The following is a 19,173-nucleotide window of genomic DNA, read 5'->3' on the forward strand; positions in this document are numbered from 1 at the left end:
CCGTCAGGCCCGGACGGTCTCCTTCAGGAAGTCCACGAAGGCCCGAAGCGGCGCCGGCATGTGCCGGCGGGACGGGTAGTAGAGGAACGGTCCTTCGAAGGGCGGCAACCAGTCGTCCAGCACGGGGACGAGCCGCCCGGCCTCGATGGCCGGGCGCGCCCAGCCCTCGAAGGTCGCGTAGAAGCCGAGGCCGTCCATCGCGGCGATCAGCCCGGTCTGCCCATCCCCCACGATCACCGGTCCTTCGGGCCGGATCGTCAGCACCTCCCCCTCGCGCTCGAATTCCCAGGGCAGCATCGTACCGCTGCTGAAGCGTGTGCGGATGCAGGGCAGCCCGAGCAACGCCCGCGGCTCGGTGGGCGCCCCCACCCGCGCGATGAGCCCGGGCGACGCGACGACGACGTAGCGCTGCGGTCCCCCAAGCCGGACCGCGATCATGTCCTGCGCGAGGCTCTCGCCATACCGCACGCCCGCGTCGAAGCCCTCCCGCACGATGTCGGCGAAGCCGCTCTCCGACCGGATCTCGACGACCACGCGGGGGTGCCGCGCGAGGAACGGCGCGAGAAGCGGGGCGAGGACAAGCTGGGCGGCCGGGGGCGGCGCGTTGATCCGAAGCGTTCCCGAGACGGCACTTCCAGCCTCGCCCGCCGCCTCGAGGGCCGCGGTGATCTCCTCCAACGCTGGCGCCAGCCGGGCCAGTAGTGCTGCACCGGCCTCGGTCAGCGAAACGCTCCGCGTGGTGCGGTTCAGCAGGCGCACGCCGACCCGGTCCTCGACGGAGCGGATGCGTTCCGTCGCGCTGGACGGCGAGATCCCGGCGTCCCGGGCCGCGCGGCGGAAGCTGCCGTGGCGTGACACCGCGGCCAGGAGGGATAGGTCCTCCAGCGAGGGCCGGATCATTCGTGAATCCCGAACAGACCATACGCATCATACGGCATTCAGAGCCTCGGCGTGCAGGTGCATATCGGCGCCACCCCGTTGAGAGGAACCTCCCCATGGAACAGCGCCAACTCGGCCGCACCGGTCCCACCGTCTCCGCCCTCGGCCTCGGCTGCATGGGCATGTCACCGGACTTCTACGGCCCGGCGGACGAGGCCGAGAGCCTCGCCACCATCGCCGCCGCCGTGGAGCGCGGGATCACCCTTCTCGATACCGGCGACTTTTACGGCATGGGCCACAACGAGATGCTGATCGGCCAGGCCCTGAAGACCCTGCCGCGGGACCGGTTGACGATCAGCGTGAAGTTCGGCGCCCTGCGCGGCCCGACCGGCGAGTGGAGCGGCTACGACTCCCGCCCGGCCGCGATCCGCAATTTCGTGGCCTATTCGCTGCGGCGGCTCGGCACCGACCACATCGACATCTACCGCCCCGCTCGCCTGGACCCGGCCGTGCCGATCGAGGAGAGCATCGGCGCCATGGCGCGCCTGGTGGAGGAGGGTCACATCCGCCACATCGGGCTCTCTGAGGTCGGCGCGGAGACGATCCGCCGCGCTCATGCCGTGCACCCGATCAGCAACCTGCAGATCGAGTACTCGCTCCTCTCCCGCGGGATCGAGGACGAGATCCTTCCGACCTGCCGGGAGCTGGGCATCGGAATCACCGCCTACGGCGTCCTGTCGCGCGGATTGATCAGCGGCCACTGCACCCGCGGCAGCGGCGGCGCGGGCCGCGACTTCCGCGCCATCAGCCCGCGCTTCCAGGGCGAGAACCTGGACCGCAACCTCGCTCTGGTGGAGGCACTTCGCGCCGTGGCGTCCGAGACGGGCGCGAGCGTGGCCCAGCTGGCCATTGCCTGGGTGGCTTCACGCGGCGACGACATCCTGCCCCTCGTCGGCGCCCGCCGCCGGGACCGGCTGGTGGAGGCCCTTGGCGCGCTCGACATTCGCCTCGATCCGGCGGCGCTGCGCCGGATCGAGGAGGCAATGCCCGCCGGAGCCGCGGCCGGCGCCCGCTATCCGGAGGCGCAGCTGGCGCACATGGACAGCGAGCGCGCCCACGGCTGACCGCCGGCCGCTTGCCGCTCGCCCCGGTAGGGCCATAGATATGGCCCTTACCGGGGTGAGACGGACAAGAGATGCAGGAACTGCACACGGACGTGCTGGTGGTGGGCGGCGGCCCGGTGGGCATGACGCTCGCGATGGACCTGGCCTCACGCGGCGTTCAGGTCCTGCTGGCGGAGATGCGCGGCCCCGGTGAGCCGCCCAGCGTGAAGTGCAACCACGTTTCGGCGCGCTCGATGGAAGTGTTCCGGCGGCTCGGCGTCGCGCAGGCGCTCCGCGATGCGGGCCTGCCGGCGGACTTCCCGAATGACTGCGCCTACCGCACGACCTCCACCGGGATCGAGCTGTCGCGTATCCCCATCCCCTGCCGGCGGGACCGCTACACCGCCACGGGCGGCCCGGACACCTGGTGGCCGACGCCGGAGCCGCCGCACCGGATCAACCAGACCTTCCTGGAGCCGGTGCTGTTCGACCACCTCGTCCGCACCCCCGGTGTGCGCGTGCTGAACCGGACGGTGGTGGAGGGCTTCGAGCAGGATCGCGACGGCGTTCGCGCGACGCTCCGCAACCTCGACGGCGGCGAGACCCCGACGGCGGCGTCGCGCTATATCGTGGGCTGTGACGGCGGCCGCTCCACCGTGCGCCGCGCCATCGGCGCGAAGCTGGAGGGCACGCCCGTCGTGCAGCGCGTGCAATCCACCCTCATCCGCGCGCCCGAGCTGCTGAGCATGATGGGCGACCCGGCCTGGATGACGCTCTCGCTGAACCCGCGCCGCTCTGGCACGGTCGTCGCCATCAATGGGAGGGACGAGTGGCTCGTCCACAACCACCTGCACGAGCACGAGACGGAGTTCGACTCCGTGGACCGGGACTGGGCAATCCGCACCATTCTCGGCGTCGGGCCGGAGTTCCGGTACGAGGTGATCAGCCAGGAGGACTGGGTGGGCCGCCGCCTCGTCGCGGACCGCTTCCGGGACCGGCGCGCCTTCATCGCCGGCGACGCGGCGCATCTCTGGATCCCCTATGCCGGCTACGGGATGAATGCCGGCATCGCGGATGCGGTGACGCTGTCCTGGCAGATGGCCGCCGCCATCCGCGGCTGGGCTCCAGAAGGCATCCTGGACGCCTACGAGGCCGAGCGCCGCCCGATCACGGAGCAGGTGTCGCGCTTCGCGATGGGTCATGCGCTGGCGATGATGCGCCAGCGCGGCGGCGTGCCCGCGAACATCGAGGAACCAGGCCCGGAGGGCGACGCGGCGCGCGCGAAGCTCGGCCAGGAAGCCTACGACCTGAACGTGCAGCAATACTGCTGCGGCGGGCTGAACTTCGGCTACTTCTACCCCGACTCACCTGTCATCGCGGGCGATGGGGCGGAGGCGCCCGCCTACACGATGTACGACTTCACCCCCTCCACCGTGCCGGGCTGCCGGACGCCGCATCTCTGGCTGAAGGACGGGCGGTCCCTGCTCGACGCTGTGGGACCGGGCTATACTCTGCTCCGCCTCGACCCCGCGCTGGACACCACGGGGCTGGAAGAGGCCGCTGCGCGCGTCGGGATGCCCTTCACCGTGCTGGACCTCAATGCGGAGGACGCGCGGGCGGCGGGCTACGACCACAAGCTCGTCCTGTCGCGGCCGGACTGGCACGTGGCCTGGCGGGGGGACGCGCCGCCCGCCGATCCATCCGCGCTGATGGACCGCCTGCGCGGCGCGGGGACCGCCGCATCCCGCAGCCTCGCCGCCTGAGCCGAGGTACTGGAGCGAACAGCATGAACCTCCGTCACCCCCGGCGCGCGGTGTTGCGGGCCCTCGGTGCTGCGGGTCTGGCCGCGGTGTCGGGGCCGACGGCCGCGCAACCGGCCTTCCCGACGCGCCCGATCCGTCTCGTCGTCACCTTTCCGCCGGGCGGCAGCAGCGACGTGATCGGCCGCATCCTCGCGCCGCGCGTCGAGGCGCGGCTCGGACAGCCGCTGATCATCGAAAACCGCCCCGGCGCGGGCGGCAATATCGGCATGGATCTTGTCGCGAAGGCATCGCCGGACGGGCACACGCTCGGGATCGGGGCGGCGGGCGCGCTGGCCGTAAACCCGAGCCTCTATCCGAACATGCCCTACGACGTGCTGCGGGACCTCGCGCCGGTCACGCTGCTGGCGGGGATTCCCTTCGTGCTCGCCGCGGCCAACCGGCTCGGCGTGCGGACGCTCGCGGACCTTCTCGCCCTGGCGCGGACGCGGGCGGAGCCGCTGACCGTCGCCCATGGCGGCAACGGGACGGCGATGCATCTCTCGGCGGAGCTGTTCCGGCAGATGGCGGGCGTCCGGATGGAACCGATTCCGTTCCGCGGCAGCGCGCCGGCGATGACGGCGGTGGTGGCGGGGCAGACGGACCTTGCGGTGGCGGATCTGACCTCGGCGGCCGGCCCGGCCCAGGGGGGACAGGTGGTTCCGGTGGCGGTCACCACGGCGGAGCGGGTATCCAGCCTGCGCGACACACCCACGGTCGCGGAGGCCGGGCTGCCGGGATACGAGTCCGTCGGCTGGTTCGGCCTCGTCGCACCATCCCGAACGCCCCCCGCGATCCTGGAGGCGCTGAACGCCGCCTTCACGGCGACGCTGCGGGAGCCCGAGGTCCGGGCGCGACTGGAGACCATCGGCACGGTGGCGCAGCCGACGACGGCGGCCGAGTTCGCCGCCTTCATCCGATCCGAGACGGCAAAGTGGGCGGAGGTGGTCCGCGTCTCCGGCACCCGCGTCGAGTAGCGCCCCGCAGTCAGGCGGCCACCGCCAGGTTCGCCGCCTTCTTGCGCCGGCCGGCCGAGGCGCCGCTCCGTCGGCGCACAGGTGCGGCGGCGGGCGCTGGCCTCGCCGCCTTCAGGCGGGCCAGCAGCGCTAGCACCGCGGCCTCCTCCGGCCGCAGGTCGGAAAGCTCCTCGCGCAGCTCCGCCTCGGCCCGCTCCGCGATCTCGAGGACGAGCTGGCCGGACATATAGCCCTCCATCACGTCGGGGTGGATGTAGCACTTGCGACAGACGGTCGGGGTGTTGCCTAGGCGGGCCGAGACCTGCTCGATCGCGGCGCGCAGGTTCTTCTTCGCGGCCGCCTGGCTGTCGAAAGCCTCGAACTCCCGCAACGCCAGCGCGGCCATGACAGTGCCGGCCCAGGTGCGGAAGTCTTTCGCGGTGATGTCCTGTCCCGTGATCTCCCGCAGGTAGTCGTTCACGTCGCCCGAGGACACGTGACGCGGCTCTCCATCCTCATCGAGATAAGCGAAGAGCTCCTGTCCCGGCAGGTCCTGACAGGCCTTCACGACCTTCGCGACGCGGCGGTCGGAATGCCGCAGCTTCCAGGTCTTGCCGCTCTTGCCCTTGAAGGCGAAGCGCAATTCGCTGCCCTCCACGGCGACATGCCGGTTACGCAGCGTCGTCAGTCCGTAGGAGCCGTTCTCCTTCGCGTAGTCGTCGTTGCCCACGCGGATGAGCGTGGTCTCAAGCAGGCGGACGATGGTGGCCAGCACCTTCTCCCGCGGCAGGCCCTTGCGCGCGAGGTCGGCGGCGACACGGGCGCGGATCGCGGGAAGCGCCTCGGCGAAGGCGGCCATGTGCTCGTACTTCGTGGCGTCCCGGGTCTCCCGCCAGCGCGGGTGGTAGCGGTACTGCTTGCGCCCGCGCGCGTCGCGGCCGGTCGCCTGGATATGGCCGTTCGGAGAGGGACAGATCCAGACATCCGTGTAGGCCGGCGGGATGGCGAGGGAGCGGATGCGGGCCAGCGTCGCCTCATCCGTGATCGCCTTCCCGTCGGTGTCGAGGAAGGCGAAGCCGTCGCCCTTCGGTCGGCGGGTGATGCCTGGCCTGCTGTCAGTGACGTAGCGGAGCCCCGCGGCGCGGGCGGCCTCCTTCGGATCAACGATGAGGCCGCTGTCATCGGTTGCTGGCGTGGTCTGGGACATGGACCGGATTCCTTCAGGTGAAGGAACAAGGCGCCACGACCGGGGTTTCAGCGCGGCGAACGCGACATCCGCTTCAGCCCACGCGGCCCCAGGCGCGCTGGCTGTTCGAGGACGGGCAGGAACAAGCGTCACCGCTCGTGGCCGGGCCCGGCACCGGGCAGGAGAGCGCGCCGGCACGGCACGTCGGGGAGACAGGTAGCCCGCCGGGCACCGACGATCCGGTCGGCGGCACGGTGGGCCGAGGCAGGGCGCCCGGCGCGGACGCGTAGGGTGGTGGCGCCGCGGGCATTCCGGCCGTCGGCGGGGCCGCATAGGCGGGCGGGATAGGCGGGTAGAAGGCCGGCGGCGGCACCGGATAAGCCGGGTAATAGGCGTAGGGATCGTAAGGGTAGGCCGGGTAGACGGGGTAAGCCGGGTAGAGCGGCACTCCGATGCCCACTCCATAGAAGCCGAAGCCGAAGAACAGACGCGCCTCGGCGGGACGCGGACTCAGGAGCGGCGTGGCGAGAAGCGCGACCGCGAGGAGCAGGCGTCGGGCTTGCGTCATGCCGTGGATCTGGGGTGGCGCCCCGCATCCCGAAAGGTCAGGCGGTCAGCCAGCCCCGCATCAGGTTTGTGACGATCTCCGGCACCTCCATGCTCGGGAGGTGCCCGGAGTCGGGGATGACGTGCAGGGCGGCTCCGGGGATGCCGGCGGCGATCTCACGGGCGAGGTCCGGTGGCGTCAGGATATCCTCGGCCCCGACGCCGACGAGGGTGGGCACGGCGATTCCCGGCAGGTCCGGCCGGGAGTCGGGCCGGGACAGAATGGCCGCCTGCTGGCGGAGGAAGGCGTCCTTCCCCACGCGCTCCGCCATCTCCATCACCTCTGTCGCCAGGGGTGTGTCGAGGAAGCGCGGGTGGACGAGCTGTGGTAGCAGCCGCGGCGTCACTCCGCGGAACTGGCCGGACCGCGTGAGGGACATCAGACCGCGACGCCGCCGCGACTGTTCGGGCGTGTCCGGCCGGGCGGAGGTGTCGAAGAGGGCGAGCCGCAAGACCCGATCCGGTGCCTGGCGCAGAACCTCGAGCGCCACGTAGCCGCCCATCGATAGCCCGGCGAGCGCGAAGCGCGGCGGCGCCTGGCTGAGGGCGCGGGCTGCCATCTCGGCCACGCTGCTGTCCAGGGTGAGGTCGGCGACCAGAGGTTGCACGAGGTCTGACAGGCCCGCCGCGGGATCGCGCCAGAGGCGCGCATCGCAGAGGAGGCCGGGGAGAAGCAGCAGGGGGATCGGCGCCATGTGGCCGTGGTATTCGTGCGACGCCCCCCCGCGCAACCGGGGCGGGACGCGCGGAAGCCTTGCAACCCTGACGTTGCAGGAGCATATCGCGCGCGAGCGGCTGCGCGATGCGCGGCTTCGGCCGCGCCGCGCCGGGAGTTCCGGCGGGCGCCACCGGCACGCCGCCAGCGCCCGACCCCTTCGCACGTAGCCCCACCACTCGCCGCCCCTGCCCATCCGGCCGGACGGCGGCACAGGAACACAGACCGCTTGAACATTCACGACCAGTCCACCCCGGACGCCAACACCCCGGACGAGGCGAAGCTCGGCCCGGACGAGGCGCAGCTCGGCCCGCGTTCCGGCGCCGCCGACGGCGATCCCGTCGGCGAGGGCAGCTCTGACGGTTTCGCCGAGGGGACGCCGGCCTTCGAGGCCGCCCATCCGGTGGAAGCCCTGGCCGAGGGCGGCGAGGGCCCGGACGCGGAAGGCGACGCCGGCGAAACCGGGGCGGACGGCCGCGACCTGTCCGACTCCGATGAGGACGACGAGGACGAGGACGACGCGTCCCCGGATGAGGAGGACGACTCCGACGACGAGGATGATGAGGACGAGGACGACGAGGAGGAGGCCGCCTCCGCCGAAGCGGACGCTCCGGCGCCGACCACCTTCGCCGACCTCGGGCTGTCCGAGCCGATCCTGAAGGCGGTGGCCGAGTCCGGCTACGTCCACCCCACCCCGATCCAGGAGCAGGCCATCCCGGTCGTGCTCATGGGTCGGGACGTGCTCGGCTGCGCCCAGACCGGCACCGGCAAGACGGCGGGCTTCACCCTGCCGATGCTGGATATCCTGGCGGGCTCGCGCGCCAAGGCCCGGATGCCTCGCTCGCTCATCCTGGAGCCGACCCGGGAGCTCGCGCTTCAGGTTGCCGAGAACTTCGTGAAGTACGGCAAGCACCTCTCTCTCACCCACGCCCTGCTGATCGGCGGGGAGAGCATGGATGAGCAGCGGGCGGTGCTGGAGAAGGGCGTGGACGTCCTGATCGCCACGCCGGGCCGACTGCTGGACCTGTTTGATCGCGGCCGCATCCTGCTGGCCGACTGCAAGGTGCTGGTGATCGACGAGGCGGACCGGATGCTCGACATGGGGTTCATCCCCGATGTGGAGCGGATCGTGTCGCTGCTGCCGAAGCTGCGGCAGACGCTGTTCTTCTCCGCCACCATGGCGCCGGAGATCCGGCGCCTGGCGGACGCCTTCCTGCAGAACCCGAAGGAGATCACCGTCTCCGCCCCGGCCTCGGTCGCCACCACGATCACCGCCGGCCTGGTCTGGGTGAGGGAGTTCGACAAGCGCGAGGCTCTGCGCCGGCTGATCCGGCGGGAGTCCGTGCAGAACGCCCTGATCTTCTGCAACCGGAAGGTGGACGTCGACATCCTCTACAAGAGCCTCAAGAAGCACGGCTTCAGCGTGGGCGCCCTGCACGGCGACCTCGCGCAGTCCATGCGCTTCGCGACGCTGGAGAAGTTCAAGGCCGGGGAGCTCCAGCTCCTCGTCTGCTCCGACGTGGCGGCGCGGGGCATCGACATCGGCGGGCTGTCGCACGTCTTCAACTTCGACGTGCCTTTCCACGCCGAGGACTACGTCCACCGCATCGGGCGCACCGGCCGGGCAGGGCGTGAGGGCCACGCCTATACCATCGCCACAGCCGATGAGGCCCGGGCGGTGGCGGCCATCGAGACGCTGACGGCCCGCCCCATCCCGCCCATGCCGATCGAGGGGCTGGACCCCGTCTCCGCCGAGGAGATCCAGGAGGGCATGAAGGCCACGCGCGGTCGTGGCCGAGGGCGCGGGGCGCCGTCCCGCGACGCCGGGCGCGGTGGCCGGGATCGCGGCCGCGGCGAGCGCGACCGGGGCCGTGGCGAGCGGGGCCGGGGTGATGCGGCGCGCACAGAGGCCGGCCGGGCCGAGCCCGGGCGTGAACGCGAGGCGCGCCCCTCGGAGGGTCCGCGGCGCGAGGCCCGCGGCCGGCGCGACGAGGCGCCGCGCGGCATCCGGGGCAGCGACCGTGTGCTGGAGGAGGTGACGCGCGACGCCGCCCGCAACCGCGACGAGCCCCGCCGCGAGGATCGGAGCCGGGGGCGCGACGAGCGGCCCCGTGATGAGCGCCCCCGTGATGACCGGCCGCGCGAGGCCCGCGGCGGGGAGCGCGACGAGGCCCCGCGCGACGATCGCGGCCGCGACCGCTACCGCGACGAGGGCCGTGGCGGCCGGCGGGAGGGTGGATACCGCCATCGCTCCGACGACCTCGGTCCGTCGGTGGTCGGCTTCGGCGATGCGACGCCGGCCTTCATGCTGATCCCGGTCCCGCGCCCGAAGCGGCCGGCGAACAGCGAGGCCGAGGCGGCCTGAGCACCGGCGGGGGCGGGGCACTCTCCCCTCCCCCGCCCTGATCCGTGCTAAGGGGTGCCCGTGCTCGGGCCCTTTCGGGAGGATTTCCATGAACGTCGTCACGCCGATCGGCCAGAAGACCGCCTCGTCCGCCGCCAAGATGGGGCCTTTCTCCTGGGAGGACCCGTTGCTGCTCGAGGAGCAGCTCACCGAGGACGAGCGGATGATCCGCGACGCCGCCCGCGAGTTCTGCCAATCCCGCCTAATGCCCCGCATCCTCGAGGGGAACCGGCGCGAGCATTTCGACCGCGAGATCATGAACGAGTTCGGGGAGATGGGCTTCCTCGGCGCAACGCTGGACAGCCATGGTTGCGCGGGCGTGGGCTACGTCTCCTACGGGCTGATGTCCCGTGAGGTGGAGCGGGTGGATAGCGGCTACCGCTCCGCCTTCTCGGTGCAGTCCTCGCTCGTCATGTTCCCGATCCACGCCTTCGGGTCCGAGGCGCAGAAGGACAAGTTCCTGCCGAAGCTCCGCACCGGCGAATGGGTCGGCTGCTTCGGCCTGACCGAGCCCGACGCCGGTTCCGACCCCAACTCCATGCGGACGCGGGCGAAGAAGGTGGATGGCGGCTACCTCGTGAGCGGCTCCAAGACCTGGATCTCCAACTCCCCGATCGCCGACGTCTTCGTGGTCTGGGCGAAGGACGACGAGGGCGTGCTGCGCGGCTTTATCCTCGAGAAGGGCATGAAGGGCCTCACCGCGCCGAAGATCGAGGGCAAGATGTCCCTCCGCGCTTCGGTCACCGGCATGATCATGATGGACGAGGTCTTCGTGCCGGAGGAGAACCGGATGCCCGGCGTGAAGTCGCTGGCCGGTCCCTTCTCCTGCCTCAACCGCGCCCGCTACGGCATCTCCTGGGGCGTGCTCGGCGCCGCCGAGGACTGCTGGCACCGCGCCCGGGAGTACACGATGGGCCGCAAGATGTTCGGCCGGCCGCTCGCCCAGACCCAGCTCATTCAGAAGAAGCTGGCGGACATGCAGACGGAGATCACGCTCGGCCTGCAAGGCGTGCTGCGGCTCGGGCGCCTCTTCGACGAGCACAAGGCGGCGCCGGAGATGATCTCCCTGATGAAGCGCAACAACTGCGGCAAGGCGCTCGACATCGCGCGCGTGGCCCGGGACATGCACGGCGGCAACGGGATCGTGGACGAGTACCACGTCATCCGCCACGTCATGAACCTGGAGACGGTGAACACCTATGAGGGCACGCACGACGTGCACGCCCTCATCCTCGGGCGCGCGCAGACGGGGCTGAACGCCTTCGGGTGAATCCGGGCGGGTGATCACCGGGCCGGGGGACATCGCGGGCGTCGAACAGGCGATCCAGTCGGCCATCGCGCCCGCCTTCCTGCTGACCGGCATCTTCAGCATCCTGAACGTGCTGACGGGACGGCTGGGGCGGTTGATCGACCGGGAGCGGTCCATTCGCGAGGGCCGTTCGCTGGCCCTCGAAGGGGAGCGGTCCCGCCTGGCCAGGCGGGCGCGCTACGTCCATCGCGCGATCGCCTTCGCTGTCACGGCGGCGATCCTGCTGTGCGGGCTGATCGTCTGGGCCTTCGTCGGCGGCTTCCTCGGCGTGCCGGTCGCCTGGGTGCTGGCGGCCCTGCTCGTCTGCGCGATGCTGGCCCTCATCACCTCGCTCACGCTGTTCCTCGCTGAGGTGCGCGTCGCCTCCGACCACCTGCCGCTCGATGACGGCACCAGCCGCTGAGCTGACCATCCGCGGCATGGGTGCCGCGGGGGACGGGGTAGCCGCGCTGCCGGACGGCAGCCCGGCCTTCATCCCGTTCACCCTGCCGGGCGAGACGGTGCAGGCCTCGATCACCGGACGCCGCGGCGACGGCTCCGCGGCCATGGTGGACGCGATCCTGTCCGCCAGTCCCGACCGAGTGGAACCGCCCTGTCCGCATTTCGGCACCTGCGGCGGATGTGCCTTGCAGCACTGGGCCATGCCGCCCCAGGCCGCCTGGAAGGCGGGCCGCGTGGCGGAGGCGCTGGCCCGCGCGGGATTTCCCGGTGTCGACGTCCCGCCGGCCCTGACCAGCCCGCCGAACAGCCGCCGCCGCGCCGACTTTGCGCTGCGGCGCACGGCCGGGGGAATCGTGGTCGGCTTTCATGCACGCGGCGCGGCCGAGCCCTTCGACATGGCGGTCTGCTACGTCATCCACCCCAGGCTGCTCGGACTGGTGGCGCCGCTGCGGGCGATGCTGGCCGGATTAACGGCGCTGAAGCGGGTCGGTTCGGCGATGGTGAACCTGCTGGACACCGGCCCTGATCTGCTGCTCCGAACCGACGCGCCGCTCTCCGCCGCGGACCGCGCGAGGCTCGCCGACTTCGGCGTCGCACAGGAGATCCCGCGCATCGCCTGGGCACCCGAGGGACGCGGTGGCGAGGCGGAGATCGCCGCCGGGTCCGGCCCGGTCTCCGTGGTGCTCTCCGGCGCGTCGGTGGTGCCCCCGCCCGGCGCCTTCCTGCAGGCGACGCCGCAGGGCGAGGCGGCGATCATCGACGGAGTGCTCGGCGGGCTGGGCAAGCGCCTTCCCGCGAAGGCACGAATCATCGAGCTCCATGCGGGGCTTGGCACGCTGTCCTTCGCCCTCTCGGCGCGCGGGCGCGTGGAGGCCTATGAGAGTTCAGCGCCGGCCGTGACGGCCCTCCAGGCAGCGGCCGGACGCGCGGGCGCGCGGATCCGGGCCACGCGGCGCGACCTGGCCCGCCAGCCGCTGCTGCCGGCGGAGTTGAACGGAGCCGCGGCGGTGGTGCTGGACCCGCCTTTTGCCGGGGCGGTGGAGCAGGTTGGGGTACTGGCACGCGCCGCGGTTCCGCGGGTGATCTACGTCTCCTGCAACCCGGCCGCGCTGGCGCGGGATGCCGCCCTCCTCGCCCGCGCGCCGGGCTGGCGCGTGGAGCGGGTCGTGGCGGTGGACCAGTTCCTTTGGTCGTCTCAGGTCGAGGCGGTGGTCACCTTCCTTCGCGCTTGATCGGCGCCGGAACGGTGGCACCATCGGCGCCCCGAGGAGGCGACGAGCGATGCAACGACGCGTGATAATGGCGGCCGGGCTGGCCGCCCCTGCCCTGCTGTCCGCCCGGCCCGTCCTGGCGCAAGCGGCGCCGCCCGCCACCCCCGTCACCCAGGCGCCAGGCTTCTACCGCTTCAAGGTCGGCAGCTACACGGTCACGACGGTCCATGACGGCTTCTTCCGCCGCCCCGTCGCCGGCTTCGTGCAGAACGCCCCCTTGGAGGAAGTGCAGCGCGTCCTGGCCGAGAGCTTTCTGCCGACCGACCAGATCGCCATTCCCTTCACGATCACCTTCGTGGACACGGGCCGGCAGCTGATCGTGTTCGACACGGGCAACGGCGTGACGCCGGCGAACGCGACCAACGGCAAGATGATCGAGAACATGCGCGCGGCCGGCCTGGATCATGCGCGGGTGAACCTGGTCGTGATGAGCCACTTTCACGGCGACCACGTGAACGGCCTGCTGAATGCCGAGGGGGCCGCCGCTTTCCCGAATGCCGAGGTGGTGGTGCCCGCCGCCGAGTGGCGCTGGTGGAACGACGCCACCAACGAGTCCCGCTCGCCCGAGGGGCAACGGCCGAACTTCGCGAACTCGGCTCGGCGCTTCGCGCCGTATGCCGGCAAGATCCGGCAGGTCGAGGATGGGGCGGAGGTGGCGCCGGGCATCCGCGCCGTCGCGGCGCATGGCCATACGCCCGGGCATACGGCGTACCTGATCGCCGACGGGAACGCGCAGGCGATGTTCGTGGCGGACGCGACGAACCGGCCGGAGCTCCTGGCCCGCCGGCCCGACTTCCACATCGTCTTCGACTTCGATCCCGCCATGGCCGAAGCGTCGCGGCGCCGCCTCTATGACCGCGTCGCCACGGACCGCATCCGCGTGACGGGGTACCACTTCCCCTTCCCTGCGAACGGATACTTGGCCAAGGAGGGGAACGGATACCGCTTCGTCGCCGCCGACTGGTCCACCGGACTGTAGGGGGCATGGTCATGATCCATCGCCGGGACATGCTGGCCGCGGCTGCCGCGAGCGCCGCGTTGCCGGCCGTGGCGCGCGCGCAGGGCAGCGAGGCAGCACCGCGCTTCCACGCTCTCCGGGTGGGCGCGCTCCCCGTCACGATCGTGCAGGACGGCACCGTCCTCAGGCCGGACGTGACGCGCGGGCTGGTGGTGAACGCTCAGCCGGAACAGGTGGCAGCCGCGCTCTCCGCCGGTGGCGTGCAGGGCACGCGGTACGACAACCCATACAACCAGACGGTGGTCGGGACTCGGTCGGGGCTGGTGCTGATCGACACGGGCAACGGCCAGGGCGGCGCGCCTGGCACCGGGCAGATGTTCGCGGCCCTGCGGGCGGCGGGTCTCGACCCCTCGGCCGTGACCACCGTGCTGTTCACCCATTTCCACCCCGACCATGTCGGCGGGCTTTTGAATGCGGATGGGTCCGCGGCCTTCCCGAACGCGGCGATCAAGGTTCCGGCGCGGGAATGGGCCTACTGGAATGACTCGGGCGAGGAATCGCGCGCCACGGAGTTCCGGCGTCCGAACTTCGCGAACGCCCGCCGACGGTTCGCGCCCTATGCCGCCAAGGTCGAGCAGTTCGGGGCGGGCGCGGAGGTGGCGTCGGGGATCACGGCCGTCAGCACGCCCGGCCACAGCCCCGGGCATACGAGCTTCCTCGTGTCGGACGGGCCGGCGCAGCTGATGGTGATCGGGGACGTCGTGACGGCCCCGCCGGTCTTCATGGCCAATCCAGAGTGGTACCCGCCGGTGGACATGGACCCGACCCAGGCGGTGGCCACGCGCAAGGCCCTGCTGGACCGGGTGGCAGCGGACCGCGTGCCGATCATCGGCTACCACTTCCCCCTGCCCGCGACGGGGCAGGTGGAGCGGGCCGGGTCGGGCTACCGGCTGGTGCCGGGCGACCCCTGAAGCCGCACTCCGGGTGGCTCCGCCTCCCGGACCCTCCGCCGGGGCCAGGCGTCGCCCCTGGACCCCGCGGGCTGTTCAGCGCGAAGGGGTCAGACGTGGAAGGATTCGCCGCAGCCGCAGCGACCCTTCTCGTTCGGATTGGTGAAGGTGAAGCCGGCGGACATCGCCTTCTGCTCGTAATCCATGACCGTGCCGATCAGGAACAGGCTGGCCTTGCGATCGACCAGGACGGTCAGGCCCTTGTCGGTCACCGTCTCGTCGCCCGGGCCCGCCGCGTCTACCCAGTCCAGCTTATAGGATAGGCCGGAACAGCCCTTGGTGGAGACGGAGACGCGCAGCAGCTTGTTCCCCTCGGCCTTGTCGTACAGCGCGCGCAGGCGGTCCGCGGCCCCGTCCGAAAGGGTCATCAGGGGCGGCAGGGCGCGGCGGGGCTTGGCGGGGGTCGTGGTGGTCGTGCTCATGGTCGTCTCCATGTGCGCCGTCGTCAGTACATGTTCAACGCGAGCTTCGCGTCGTCGCTCATGCGGGACGGGTCCCAGGGGGGGTCCCACACGATCTCGGTCTTCGCGTCGGTCACGCCGGGAACGGTGCGCACCGCCTCTTCAACCATCCCCGGCAATTCCTGGGCCGAGGGGCAGGACGGCGTGGTGAGCGTCATCTCCACCTTCACCGCGCCCTCGTCCGTGATGTCCACGGAGTAGACGAGGCCGAGCTCGTAGATGTCCACGGGGATCTCGGGATCGTAGACCGTCTTGATCGCGTCGAGCACCGCGTTCTCGTCCACCTTCTGCGGGGCGGGCGGGACGGGGCCGTCAGGGGTCCAGGCTTCGTGCCGGGTCGCGCCCTCACTCACTGGAGGCCTCCTTGCCGCCGTCCAGGGCGGTGTTCAGCGTGTGCCAGGCGAGGGTGGCGCACTTCACCCGGCTCGGGAACTCGTGCACGCCAGCGAGGGGCTGAAGACGCTCCATCTCCTCCTCCAGCGCGCCGCCGCATTCCGGGCAGGTGCCGGTCATGGCGAGCTCGCGGAAGCGCGTTGCGAGGATGCGCGCCTCCTCGGCCGTCTTGTCCCGCACCGTCTCCGTCATCAGCGAGGCACTGGCCATGGAGATAGCGCAGCCGCGCCCCTGGAAGGCGGCGTCCTTGATGCGGTCGCCCTCCATGTCGAGCCACAGCTCCATCCGGTCGCCGCACATCGGATTGTCGCCGCGGGCGGAGAGGTCGGCCGAGTCGAGCCGCCGAAAGTTCCGGGGCTTCCGTCCGTGGTCCAGGATGACCTCCTGATAGAGGTCGCGCAGGTCGTCGAACATCAGGAGAAGAACTTTCTTGCGCTGGTCAGCGCATCGGCCAGGAAATCCACCTCCTCATGCGTGGTGTAGAGGCCGAAGGAGGCGCGGCAGGTGCTGTCATGGCCGATGCGGGCGTGCAGCGGCTCCGCGCAGTGGCGGCCGGCGCGCACCGCGATGCCGACGCGATCCAGCAGGGTGGAGAGGTCGTGAGCGTGCGCCCCGTCGAGCGCGAAGGAGAAGACGCCGCCGCGGTCCTGGGCGCGGCCGAGGACGGTCAGGCCGTCCACGGCGGAGAGGCGGGTCATGGCGTGGTCCACCAGCGACCGCTCATGCGCCTCCACCGCGTCCATGCCGATGGCGGTGACGTAATTGATCGCGGCGTGCAGACCGATCGCTTCCACGATCGGTGGCGTCCCGGCCTCGAACTTCGCGGGAACGGGCGCGGGAAGGAAGCCGTCCTCCGTCACCTCCGCGATCATGTCGCCGCCGCCGAGGAAGGGCGGCATCCGCTCCAGCAGCTCCCGCCGCGCCCAGAGCACGCCGATGCCGGTCGGGCCGTAAAGCTTGTGGCCGGTGAAGACGTAGAAGTCGGCGTCCAGTGCCTGCACATCTACGCGCCGGTGCACGGCGGCCTGGGAGCCGTCGAACAGCACCTTAGCGCCGTGCGCGTGCGCCAGCGCCGCGATCCGTGCGGCCGGGGTCACCGTGCCCAACACGTTGGACATGTGTGTGACGGTGACCAGTCCGACCTTCCCGTCGGCCAGCTTGGCCTCGAGGTCCGCCAAGTCCAGTTCCCCGGCATCGGTGATGCGGGCGACGCGCAACTCGATCCCGTGCGCCTCCCGGAGCATCTGCCAGGGGACGAAGTTGGCGTGGTGCTCCATCTGGGACACGACCACCGCCTGCCCGGGACGCAGCACGCCACGTCCGTAGGAATGAGCGACGAGGTTGATCGCGGCCGTGCTGCTATAGCTGAAGACGACCTCGCGGCTGTCTGCGGCGTTGATGAAGCGCGCCACGGCCTCCCGCGCCGCCTCATAGGCGGCGGTAGAGGCCTCGCTCAGGTGGTAGGCGCCGCGGTGCACGTTGGCGTAGGACGTCTCCATCATCCGCACCATCGCCTCGATCACCTGGCGCGGCTTCTGGGCGGAGGCGCCGGAATCCAGGAAGACGAGCGGCTTGCCGCGCACCGTGGTGGACAGGATCGGGAAATCCTGCCGGATGCGCTGCACGTCGAAGGCGGGGCGGAGGGAGCCGTCCATCACGCGGCCTCCCCGTGCAGCGACCACCAGCCCTGCACAGCTTCTTCCAGCGCCTCGCGCGCGGCCTCGTCCTCCACGATCTCCACCGCCTCCTGCAGAAAGGCGCGGACGAGCATGGAGCGGGCGACATCCGCCGGGATGCCGCGGGCGCGGAGGTAGAAGAGGCTGTCCGGGTCCAGGGCACCCGCCGTCGCGCCGTGCGAGCACTTCACGTCGTCGGCGTAGATCTCCAGCTGTGGCTTGCTATCGATCTCGGCCTCCTCGCTCAGCAGGAGGGTTTGGTTCATCTGGTAGCCGTCGGTCTTCTGCGCCTCGCGCCGCACCAGGATCTTGCCCTGGAAGACACCGCGGGCCCGTCCGGCGAGCACGGTCTTGACCGTCTGGCGGGACGCGCAGTTCGGCGCGGCGTGGTCCAGCGCGGTCGTCGTGTCCGCGACCTGACCATCGGCGACCAGCTGCGCACCGTTCAGATGCGCGGCCGCCTTAGGGCCGTTCAGCTGGAGATGGGTCTCGGACCGGGACAGGCGGCCGCCGGCGTTCAGGACGAAGCCGTCATAGGTGCCCCCCTCCGCCACACGCACGCCGAGATGAGCGAGGTGGTAGGCGGTCTCCGCCTCCCGCTGCACGCGGACATGGGCGAGATGCGCGTCCTCCGCGACCTCGATCTCGAAGACCGGGTTGTGCAGGTGACGCGCACCCGCGGGCGACAGCGCCGTCTCGATGAGCGTCAGCCGGGCGCGGCGGGCGAGGCGGATGAGGTGGCGGGGATGGTGGCTGGTCGGCGTGGCGCCCGTGGAGACGGCGAGCAGTTCCAGCCGGCCGGCATCCTCACCTTCCGGCAGGTCCAGTACCAGCCCGTCCTCGAAGAGAAGGGTGTTCAGCGTCACCATCGGCTGGGACGCGGCCGCCACCGTGTTCAGGAAAGGCGACGCGTGCGGGATGACCTCCGCAAGGGACCGCGCCGGCAGTTCGCCGAGCGTCGAGAGATCGGCCCGGTAGCGTCCATCCACGAAAACAGCCCGATGCGGCGCGCGCGCGACGGGCAGGTCGGGGGTGGTGGCGATCACGGTCAGCGCCTCGCTGAAGCCGGCGCGGAGCATCGGGTTCAGGTCCGTGTAGCGCCAGGCCTCGACGCGGCGGGACGGCAGGCCCCCGGCGGAGAGGGTCTCGGCCGCGGCCTCGCGTAGGGCACGGACGCGGTCATCGCCGCACAGTTGGTCGGCGGTGGCGCGGTAGCGCGCGACGAAGGCGGCCGCGTTGCTCTCGGGGGCGGCGTTCATGCGGCCTCCCCCAGCACGCCGGCGTAGCCCTCGGCCTCCAGCCGGTGCGCCAGCTCGGGGCCGCCGGAGGTCACGATCCGGCCCGCCGCCAGCACGTGCACGCGGTCCGGCACGATGTGGTTCAGCAGGCGCTGGTAGTGGGTGATGACCAGGGCGGAGAAGTTCGGGCCACGGAGCGCGTTGACGCCATCGGCCACGATCTTCAGCGCGTCGATGTCGAGGCCGCTGTCCGTCTCGTCGAGGATCGCCAGCTTCGGGGCCAGCAACGCCATCTGCAGCACCTCATTGCGCTTCTTCTCGCCACCGGAGAAGCCGACATTCACGCCGCGCTTCAGCATGTCCTCCGGCATGGAGAGGTCCTTCATGCGGGCGCGCGCCACCTTCAGGAACTGCATCGCGTCCAGCTCCGCCTCGCCGCGGTTGCGGCGAATGGCATTCAGCGCCGTGCGAAGGAAATTCGCGTTGCCGACGCCGGGCAGCTCCACCGGGTACTGGAACGCCAGGAAGAGGCCGGTCGCGGCGCGCTCCTCCGGCTCCATCGCGAGCAGGTCCTGGCCGTCGAAGGTGACGGAGCCCTCGGTGATCTCGTAGCCCTCCCGGCCCGCCAGGGCGTAGGAGAGCGTGGACTTGCCGGAGCCGTTCGGGCCCATCACGGCGTGCACCTCGCCCGTGGGGACCTCCAGGCTGATGCCCTTCAGGATGGGCTTGCCATCGACCTCGGCGTGCAGGTTCTCGATCTTCAGCATC

At 71.2% G+C, this 19,173-nt stretch carries 19 protein-coding genes; 9 read left to right on the forward strand and 10 right to left on the reverse strand.

Annotated features, from left to right (window positions below):
* Positions 1-3: 3 nt before the first annotated feature.
* Entirely contained in the window at positions 4-900 is an 897-nt protein-coding gene (locus ACP6CK_RS06385; RefSeq protein ID WP_426958046.1) for a LysR family transcriptional regulator, read from the reverse strand.
* A 95-nt stretch (positions 901-995) separates the two neighbouring features.
* Here ACP6CK_RS06385 and ACP6CK_RS06390 point away from each other — a divergent pair, with 95 nt between their 5' ends.
* From ACP6CK_RS06390 to ACP6CK_RS06400, 3 genes are all read left to right on the forward strand, one after another.
* Entirely contained in the window at positions 996-2,003 is a 1,008-nt protein-coding gene (locus tag ACP6CK_RS06390) for an aldo/keto reductase (RefSeq protein WP_426958047.1), read from the forward strand.
* A gap of 71 nt (positions 2,004-2,074) precedes the next feature.
* The gene (locus ACP6CK_RS06395) at positions 2,075-3,745 is read left to right on the forward strand and encodes an FAD-dependent oxidoreductase (RefSeq protein WP_426958048.1); all 1,671 of its coding nucleotides are present in this window, start codon (positions 2,075-2,077) and stop codon (positions 3,743-3,745) included.
* Between the two features lie 23 nt (positions 3,746-3,768).
* Positions 3,769-4,758 (forward strand): Bug family tripartite tricarboxylate transporter substrate binding protein, encoded by a 990-nt coding sequence (locus ACP6CK_RS06400; RefSeq protein WP_426958049.1) that lies wholly within the window; start codon positions 3,769-3,771, stop codon positions 4,756-4,758.
* Positions 4,759-4,768: 10 nt separating this feature from the next.
* Here ACP6CK_RS06400 and ACP6CK_RS06405 read toward each other — a convergent pair whose 3' ends face one another.
* The 3 genes from ACP6CK_RS06405 to ACP6CK_RS06415 all read right to left on the reverse strand — a co-directional run bounded on the left by ACP6CK_RS06405 (position 4,769) and on the right by ACP6CK_RS06415 (position 7,224).
* Positions 4,769-5,944 (reverse strand): DNA topoisomerase IB, encoded by a 1,176-nt coding sequence (locus ACP6CK_RS06405; protein ID WP_426958050.1) that lies wholly within the window; start codon positions 5,942-5,944, stop codon positions 4,769-4,771.
* Between the two features lie 73 nt (positions 5,945-6,017).
* Complete coding sequence (locus ACP6CK_RS06410) at positions 6,018-6,491, reverse strand: hypothetical protein (protein ID WP_426958051.1); 474 nt, start codon at positions 6,489-6,491, stop codon at positions 6,018-6,020.
* A gap of 37 nt (positions 6,492-6,528) precedes the next feature.
* Positions 6,529-7,224, reverse strand: a complete 696-nt coding sequence (locus tag ACP6CK_RS06415; RefSeq protein WP_426958052.1) for an alpha/beta fold hydrolase — start codon at positions 7,222-7,224, stop codon at positions 6,529-6,531.
* Positions 7,225-7,473: 249 nt separating this feature from the next.
* On the opposite strand from ACP6CK_RS06415, the gene ACP6CK_RS06420 reads away from it, so the two are divergent.
* The 6 genes from ACP6CK_RS06420 (at position 7,474) to ACP6CK_RS06445 (ending at position 14,598) form a co-directional block, all read left to right on the forward strand.
* Complete coding sequence (locus tag ACP6CK_RS06420) at positions 7,474-9,609, forward strand: DEAD/DEAH box helicase (RefSeq protein WP_426958053.1); 2,136 nt, start codon at positions 7,474-7,476, stop codon at positions 9,607-9,609.
* 88 nt (positions 9,610-9,697) lie between these two features.
* Positions 9,698-10,918 (forward strand): acyl-CoA dehydrogenase, encoded by a 1,221-nt coding sequence (locus ACP6CK_RS06425; RefSeq protein ID WP_426958054.1) that lies wholly within the window; start codon positions 9,698-9,700, stop codon positions 10,916-10,918.
* A gap of 10 nt (positions 10,919-10,928) precedes the next feature.
* Positions 10,929-11,360, forward strand: a complete 432-nt coding sequence (locus ACP6CK_RS06430; RefSeq protein WP_426958055.1) for a DUF2721 domain-containing protein — start codon at positions 10,929-10,931, stop codon at positions 11,358-11,360.
* Positions 11,341-12,630, forward strand: a complete 1,290-nt coding sequence (locus ACP6CK_RS06435; RefSeq protein ID WP_426958056.1) for a class I SAM-dependent RNA methyltransferase — start codon at positions 11,341-11,343, stop codon at positions 12,628-12,630. Before ACP6CK_RS06430 ends, ACP6CK_RS06435 begins: the two co-directional genes overlap by 20 nt.
* A 49-nt stretch (positions 12,631-12,679) precedes the next feature.
* Positions 12,680-13,648 (forward strand): MBL fold metallo-hydrolase, encoded by a 969-nt coding sequence (locus ACP6CK_RS06440; protein ID WP_426958057.1) that lies wholly within the window; start codon positions 12,680-12,682, stop codon positions 13,646-13,648.
* Positions 13,649-13,659: 11 nt separating this feature from the next.
* Positions 13,660-14,598, forward strand: coding sequence for an MBL fold metallo-hydrolase (locus ACP6CK_RS06445; RefSeq protein WP_426958058.1), 939 nt, complete (start codon positions 13,660-13,662; stop codon positions 14,596-14,598).
* Positions 14,599-14,687: 89 nt separating this feature from the next.
* On the opposite strand, the gene ACP6CK_RS06450 is transcribed toward ACP6CK_RS06445, so the two are convergent.
* Genes ACP6CK_RS06450 through sufC form a run of 6 tightly spaced genes read right to left on the reverse strand, consistent with a single transcriptional unit; the run spans position 14,688 to position 19,172 of the window.
* Positions 14,688-15,059: a HesB/IscA family protein gene (locus tag ACP6CK_RS06450; protein WP_426958059.1), complete on the reverse strand. Its 372-nt coding sequence runs from the start codon at positions 15,057-15,059 to the stop codon at positions 14,688-14,690.
* A gap of 23 nt (positions 15,060-15,082) precedes the next feature.
* Entirely contained in the window at positions 15,083-15,451 is a 369-nt protein-coding gene (locus ACP6CK_RS06455) for an SUF system Fe-S cluster assembly protein (protein ID WP_426958060.1), read from the reverse strand.
* Positions 15,444-15,905 (reverse strand): Fe-S cluster assembly sulfur transfer protein SufU, encoded by a 462-nt coding sequence (gene sufU / locus ACP6CK_RS06460; RefSeq protein WP_426958061.1) that lies wholly within the window; start codon positions 15,903-15,905, stop codon positions 15,444-15,446. Before sufU ends, ACP6CK_RS06455 begins: the two co-directional genes overlap by 8 nt.
* Entirely contained in the window at positions 15,905-17,146 is a 1,242-nt protein-coding gene (locus tag ACP6CK_RS06465; protein ID WP_426958062.1) for an aminotransferase class V-fold PLP-dependent enzyme, read from the reverse strand. The genes sufU and ACP6CK_RS06465 overlap by 1 nt, the downstream gene beginning before the upstream one ends.
* Positions 17,146-18,426 carry a Fe-S cluster assembly protein SufD gene (sufD, locus tag ACP6CK_RS06470; protein ID WP_426958063.1) on the reverse strand — a complete coding sequence of 427 codons (1,281 nt, stop codon included), beginning with the start codon at positions 18,424-18,426 and terminating at the stop codon, positions 17,146-17,148. The genes ACP6CK_RS06465 and sufD overlap by 1 nt, the downstream gene beginning before the upstream one ends.
* Positions 18,423-19,172, reverse strand: coding sequence for a Fe-S cluster assembly ATPase SufC (gene sufC / locus ACP6CK_RS06475; RefSeq protein WP_426958064.1), 750 nt, complete (start codon positions 19,170-19,172; stop codon positions 18,423-18,425). Before sufC ends, sufD begins: the two co-directional genes overlap by 4 nt.
* Position 19,173 lies beyond the last annotated feature (1 nt).

It is taken from the genome of Muricoccus radiodurans, assembly GCF_050154705.1.
Taxonomy (GTDB): Bacteria; Pseudomonadota; Alphaproteobacteria; order Acetobacterales; family Acetobacteraceae; genus Roseomonas; species Roseomonas radiodurans.

What these genes read in the sequence shown, in the direction of transcription:
- ACP6CK_RS06435 (WP_426958056.1), top strand. Translation starts at nt 11,341, where the DNA reads ATGACGGCACCAGCCGCTGAGCTGACCATCCGCGGCATGGGTGCCGCG.
- sufD (WP_426958063.1), bottom strand. Translation starts at nt 18,426, where the DNA reads ATGAACGCCGCCCCCGAGAGCAACGCGGCCGCCTTCGTCGCGCGCTAC.
- ACP6CK_RS06400 (WP_426958049.1), top strand. Translation starts at nt 3,769, where the DNA reads ATGAACCTCCGTCACCCCCGGCGCGCGGTGTTGCGGGCCCTCGGTGCT.
- sufU (WP_426958061.1), bottom strand. Translation starts at nt 15,905, where the DNA reads ATGTTCGACGACCTGCGCGACCTCTATCAGGAGGTCATCCTGGACCAC.
- ACP6CK_RS06445 (WP_426958058.1), top strand. Translation starts at nt 13,660, where the DNA reads ATGATCCATCGCCGGGACATGCTGGCCGCGGCTGCCGCGAGCGCCGCG.
- ACP6CK_RS06390 (WP_426958047.1), top strand. Translation starts at nt 996, where the DNA reads ATGGAACAGCGCCAACTCGGCCGCACCGGTCCCACCGTCTCCGCCCTC.
- ACP6CK_RS06440 (WP_426958057.1), top strand. Translation starts at nt 12,680, where the DNA reads ATGCAACGACGCGTGATAATGGCGGCCGGGCTGGCCGCCCCTGCCCTG.
- ACP6CK_RS06465 (WP_426958062.1), bottom strand. Translation starts at nt 17,146, where the DNA reads ATGGACGGCTCCCTCCGCCCCGCCTTCGACGTGCAGCGCATCCGGCAG.
- ACP6CK_RS06450 (WP_426958059.1), bottom strand. Translation starts at nt 15,059, where the DNA reads ATGAGCACGACCACCACGACCCCCGCCAAGCCCCGCCGCGCCCTGCCG.
- ACP6CK_RS06410 (WP_426958051.1), bottom strand. Translation starts at nt 6,491, where the DNA reads ATGACGCAAGCCCGACGCCTGCTCCTCGCGGTCGCGCTTCTCGCCACG.
- ACP6CK_RS06425 (WP_426958054.1), top strand. Translation starts at nt 9,698, where the DNA reads ATGAACGTCGTCACGCCGATCGGCCAGAAGACCGCCTCGTCCGCCGCC.
- ACP6CK_RS06415 (WP_426958052.1), bottom strand. Translation starts at nt 7,224, where the DNA reads ATGGCGCCGATCCCCCTGCTGCTTCTCCCCGGCCTCCTCTGCGATGCG.
- ACP6CK_RS06385 (WP_426958046.1), bottom strand. Translation starts at nt 900, where the DNA reads ATGATCCGGCCCTCGCTGGAGGACCTATCCCTCCTGGCCGCGGTGTCA.
- ACP6CK_RS06395 (WP_426958048.1), top strand. Translation starts at nt 2,075, where the DNA reads ATGCAGGAACTGCACACGGACGTGCTGGTGGTGGGCGGCGGCCCGGTG.
- ACP6CK_RS06405 (WP_426958050.1), bottom strand. Translation starts at nt 5,944, where the DNA reads ATGTCCCAGACCACGCCAGCAACCGATGACAGCGGCCTCATCGTTGAT.
- sufC (WP_426958064.1), bottom strand. Translation starts at nt 19,172, where the DNA reads ATGCTGAAGATCGAGAACCTGCACGCCGAGGTCGATGGCAAGCCCATC.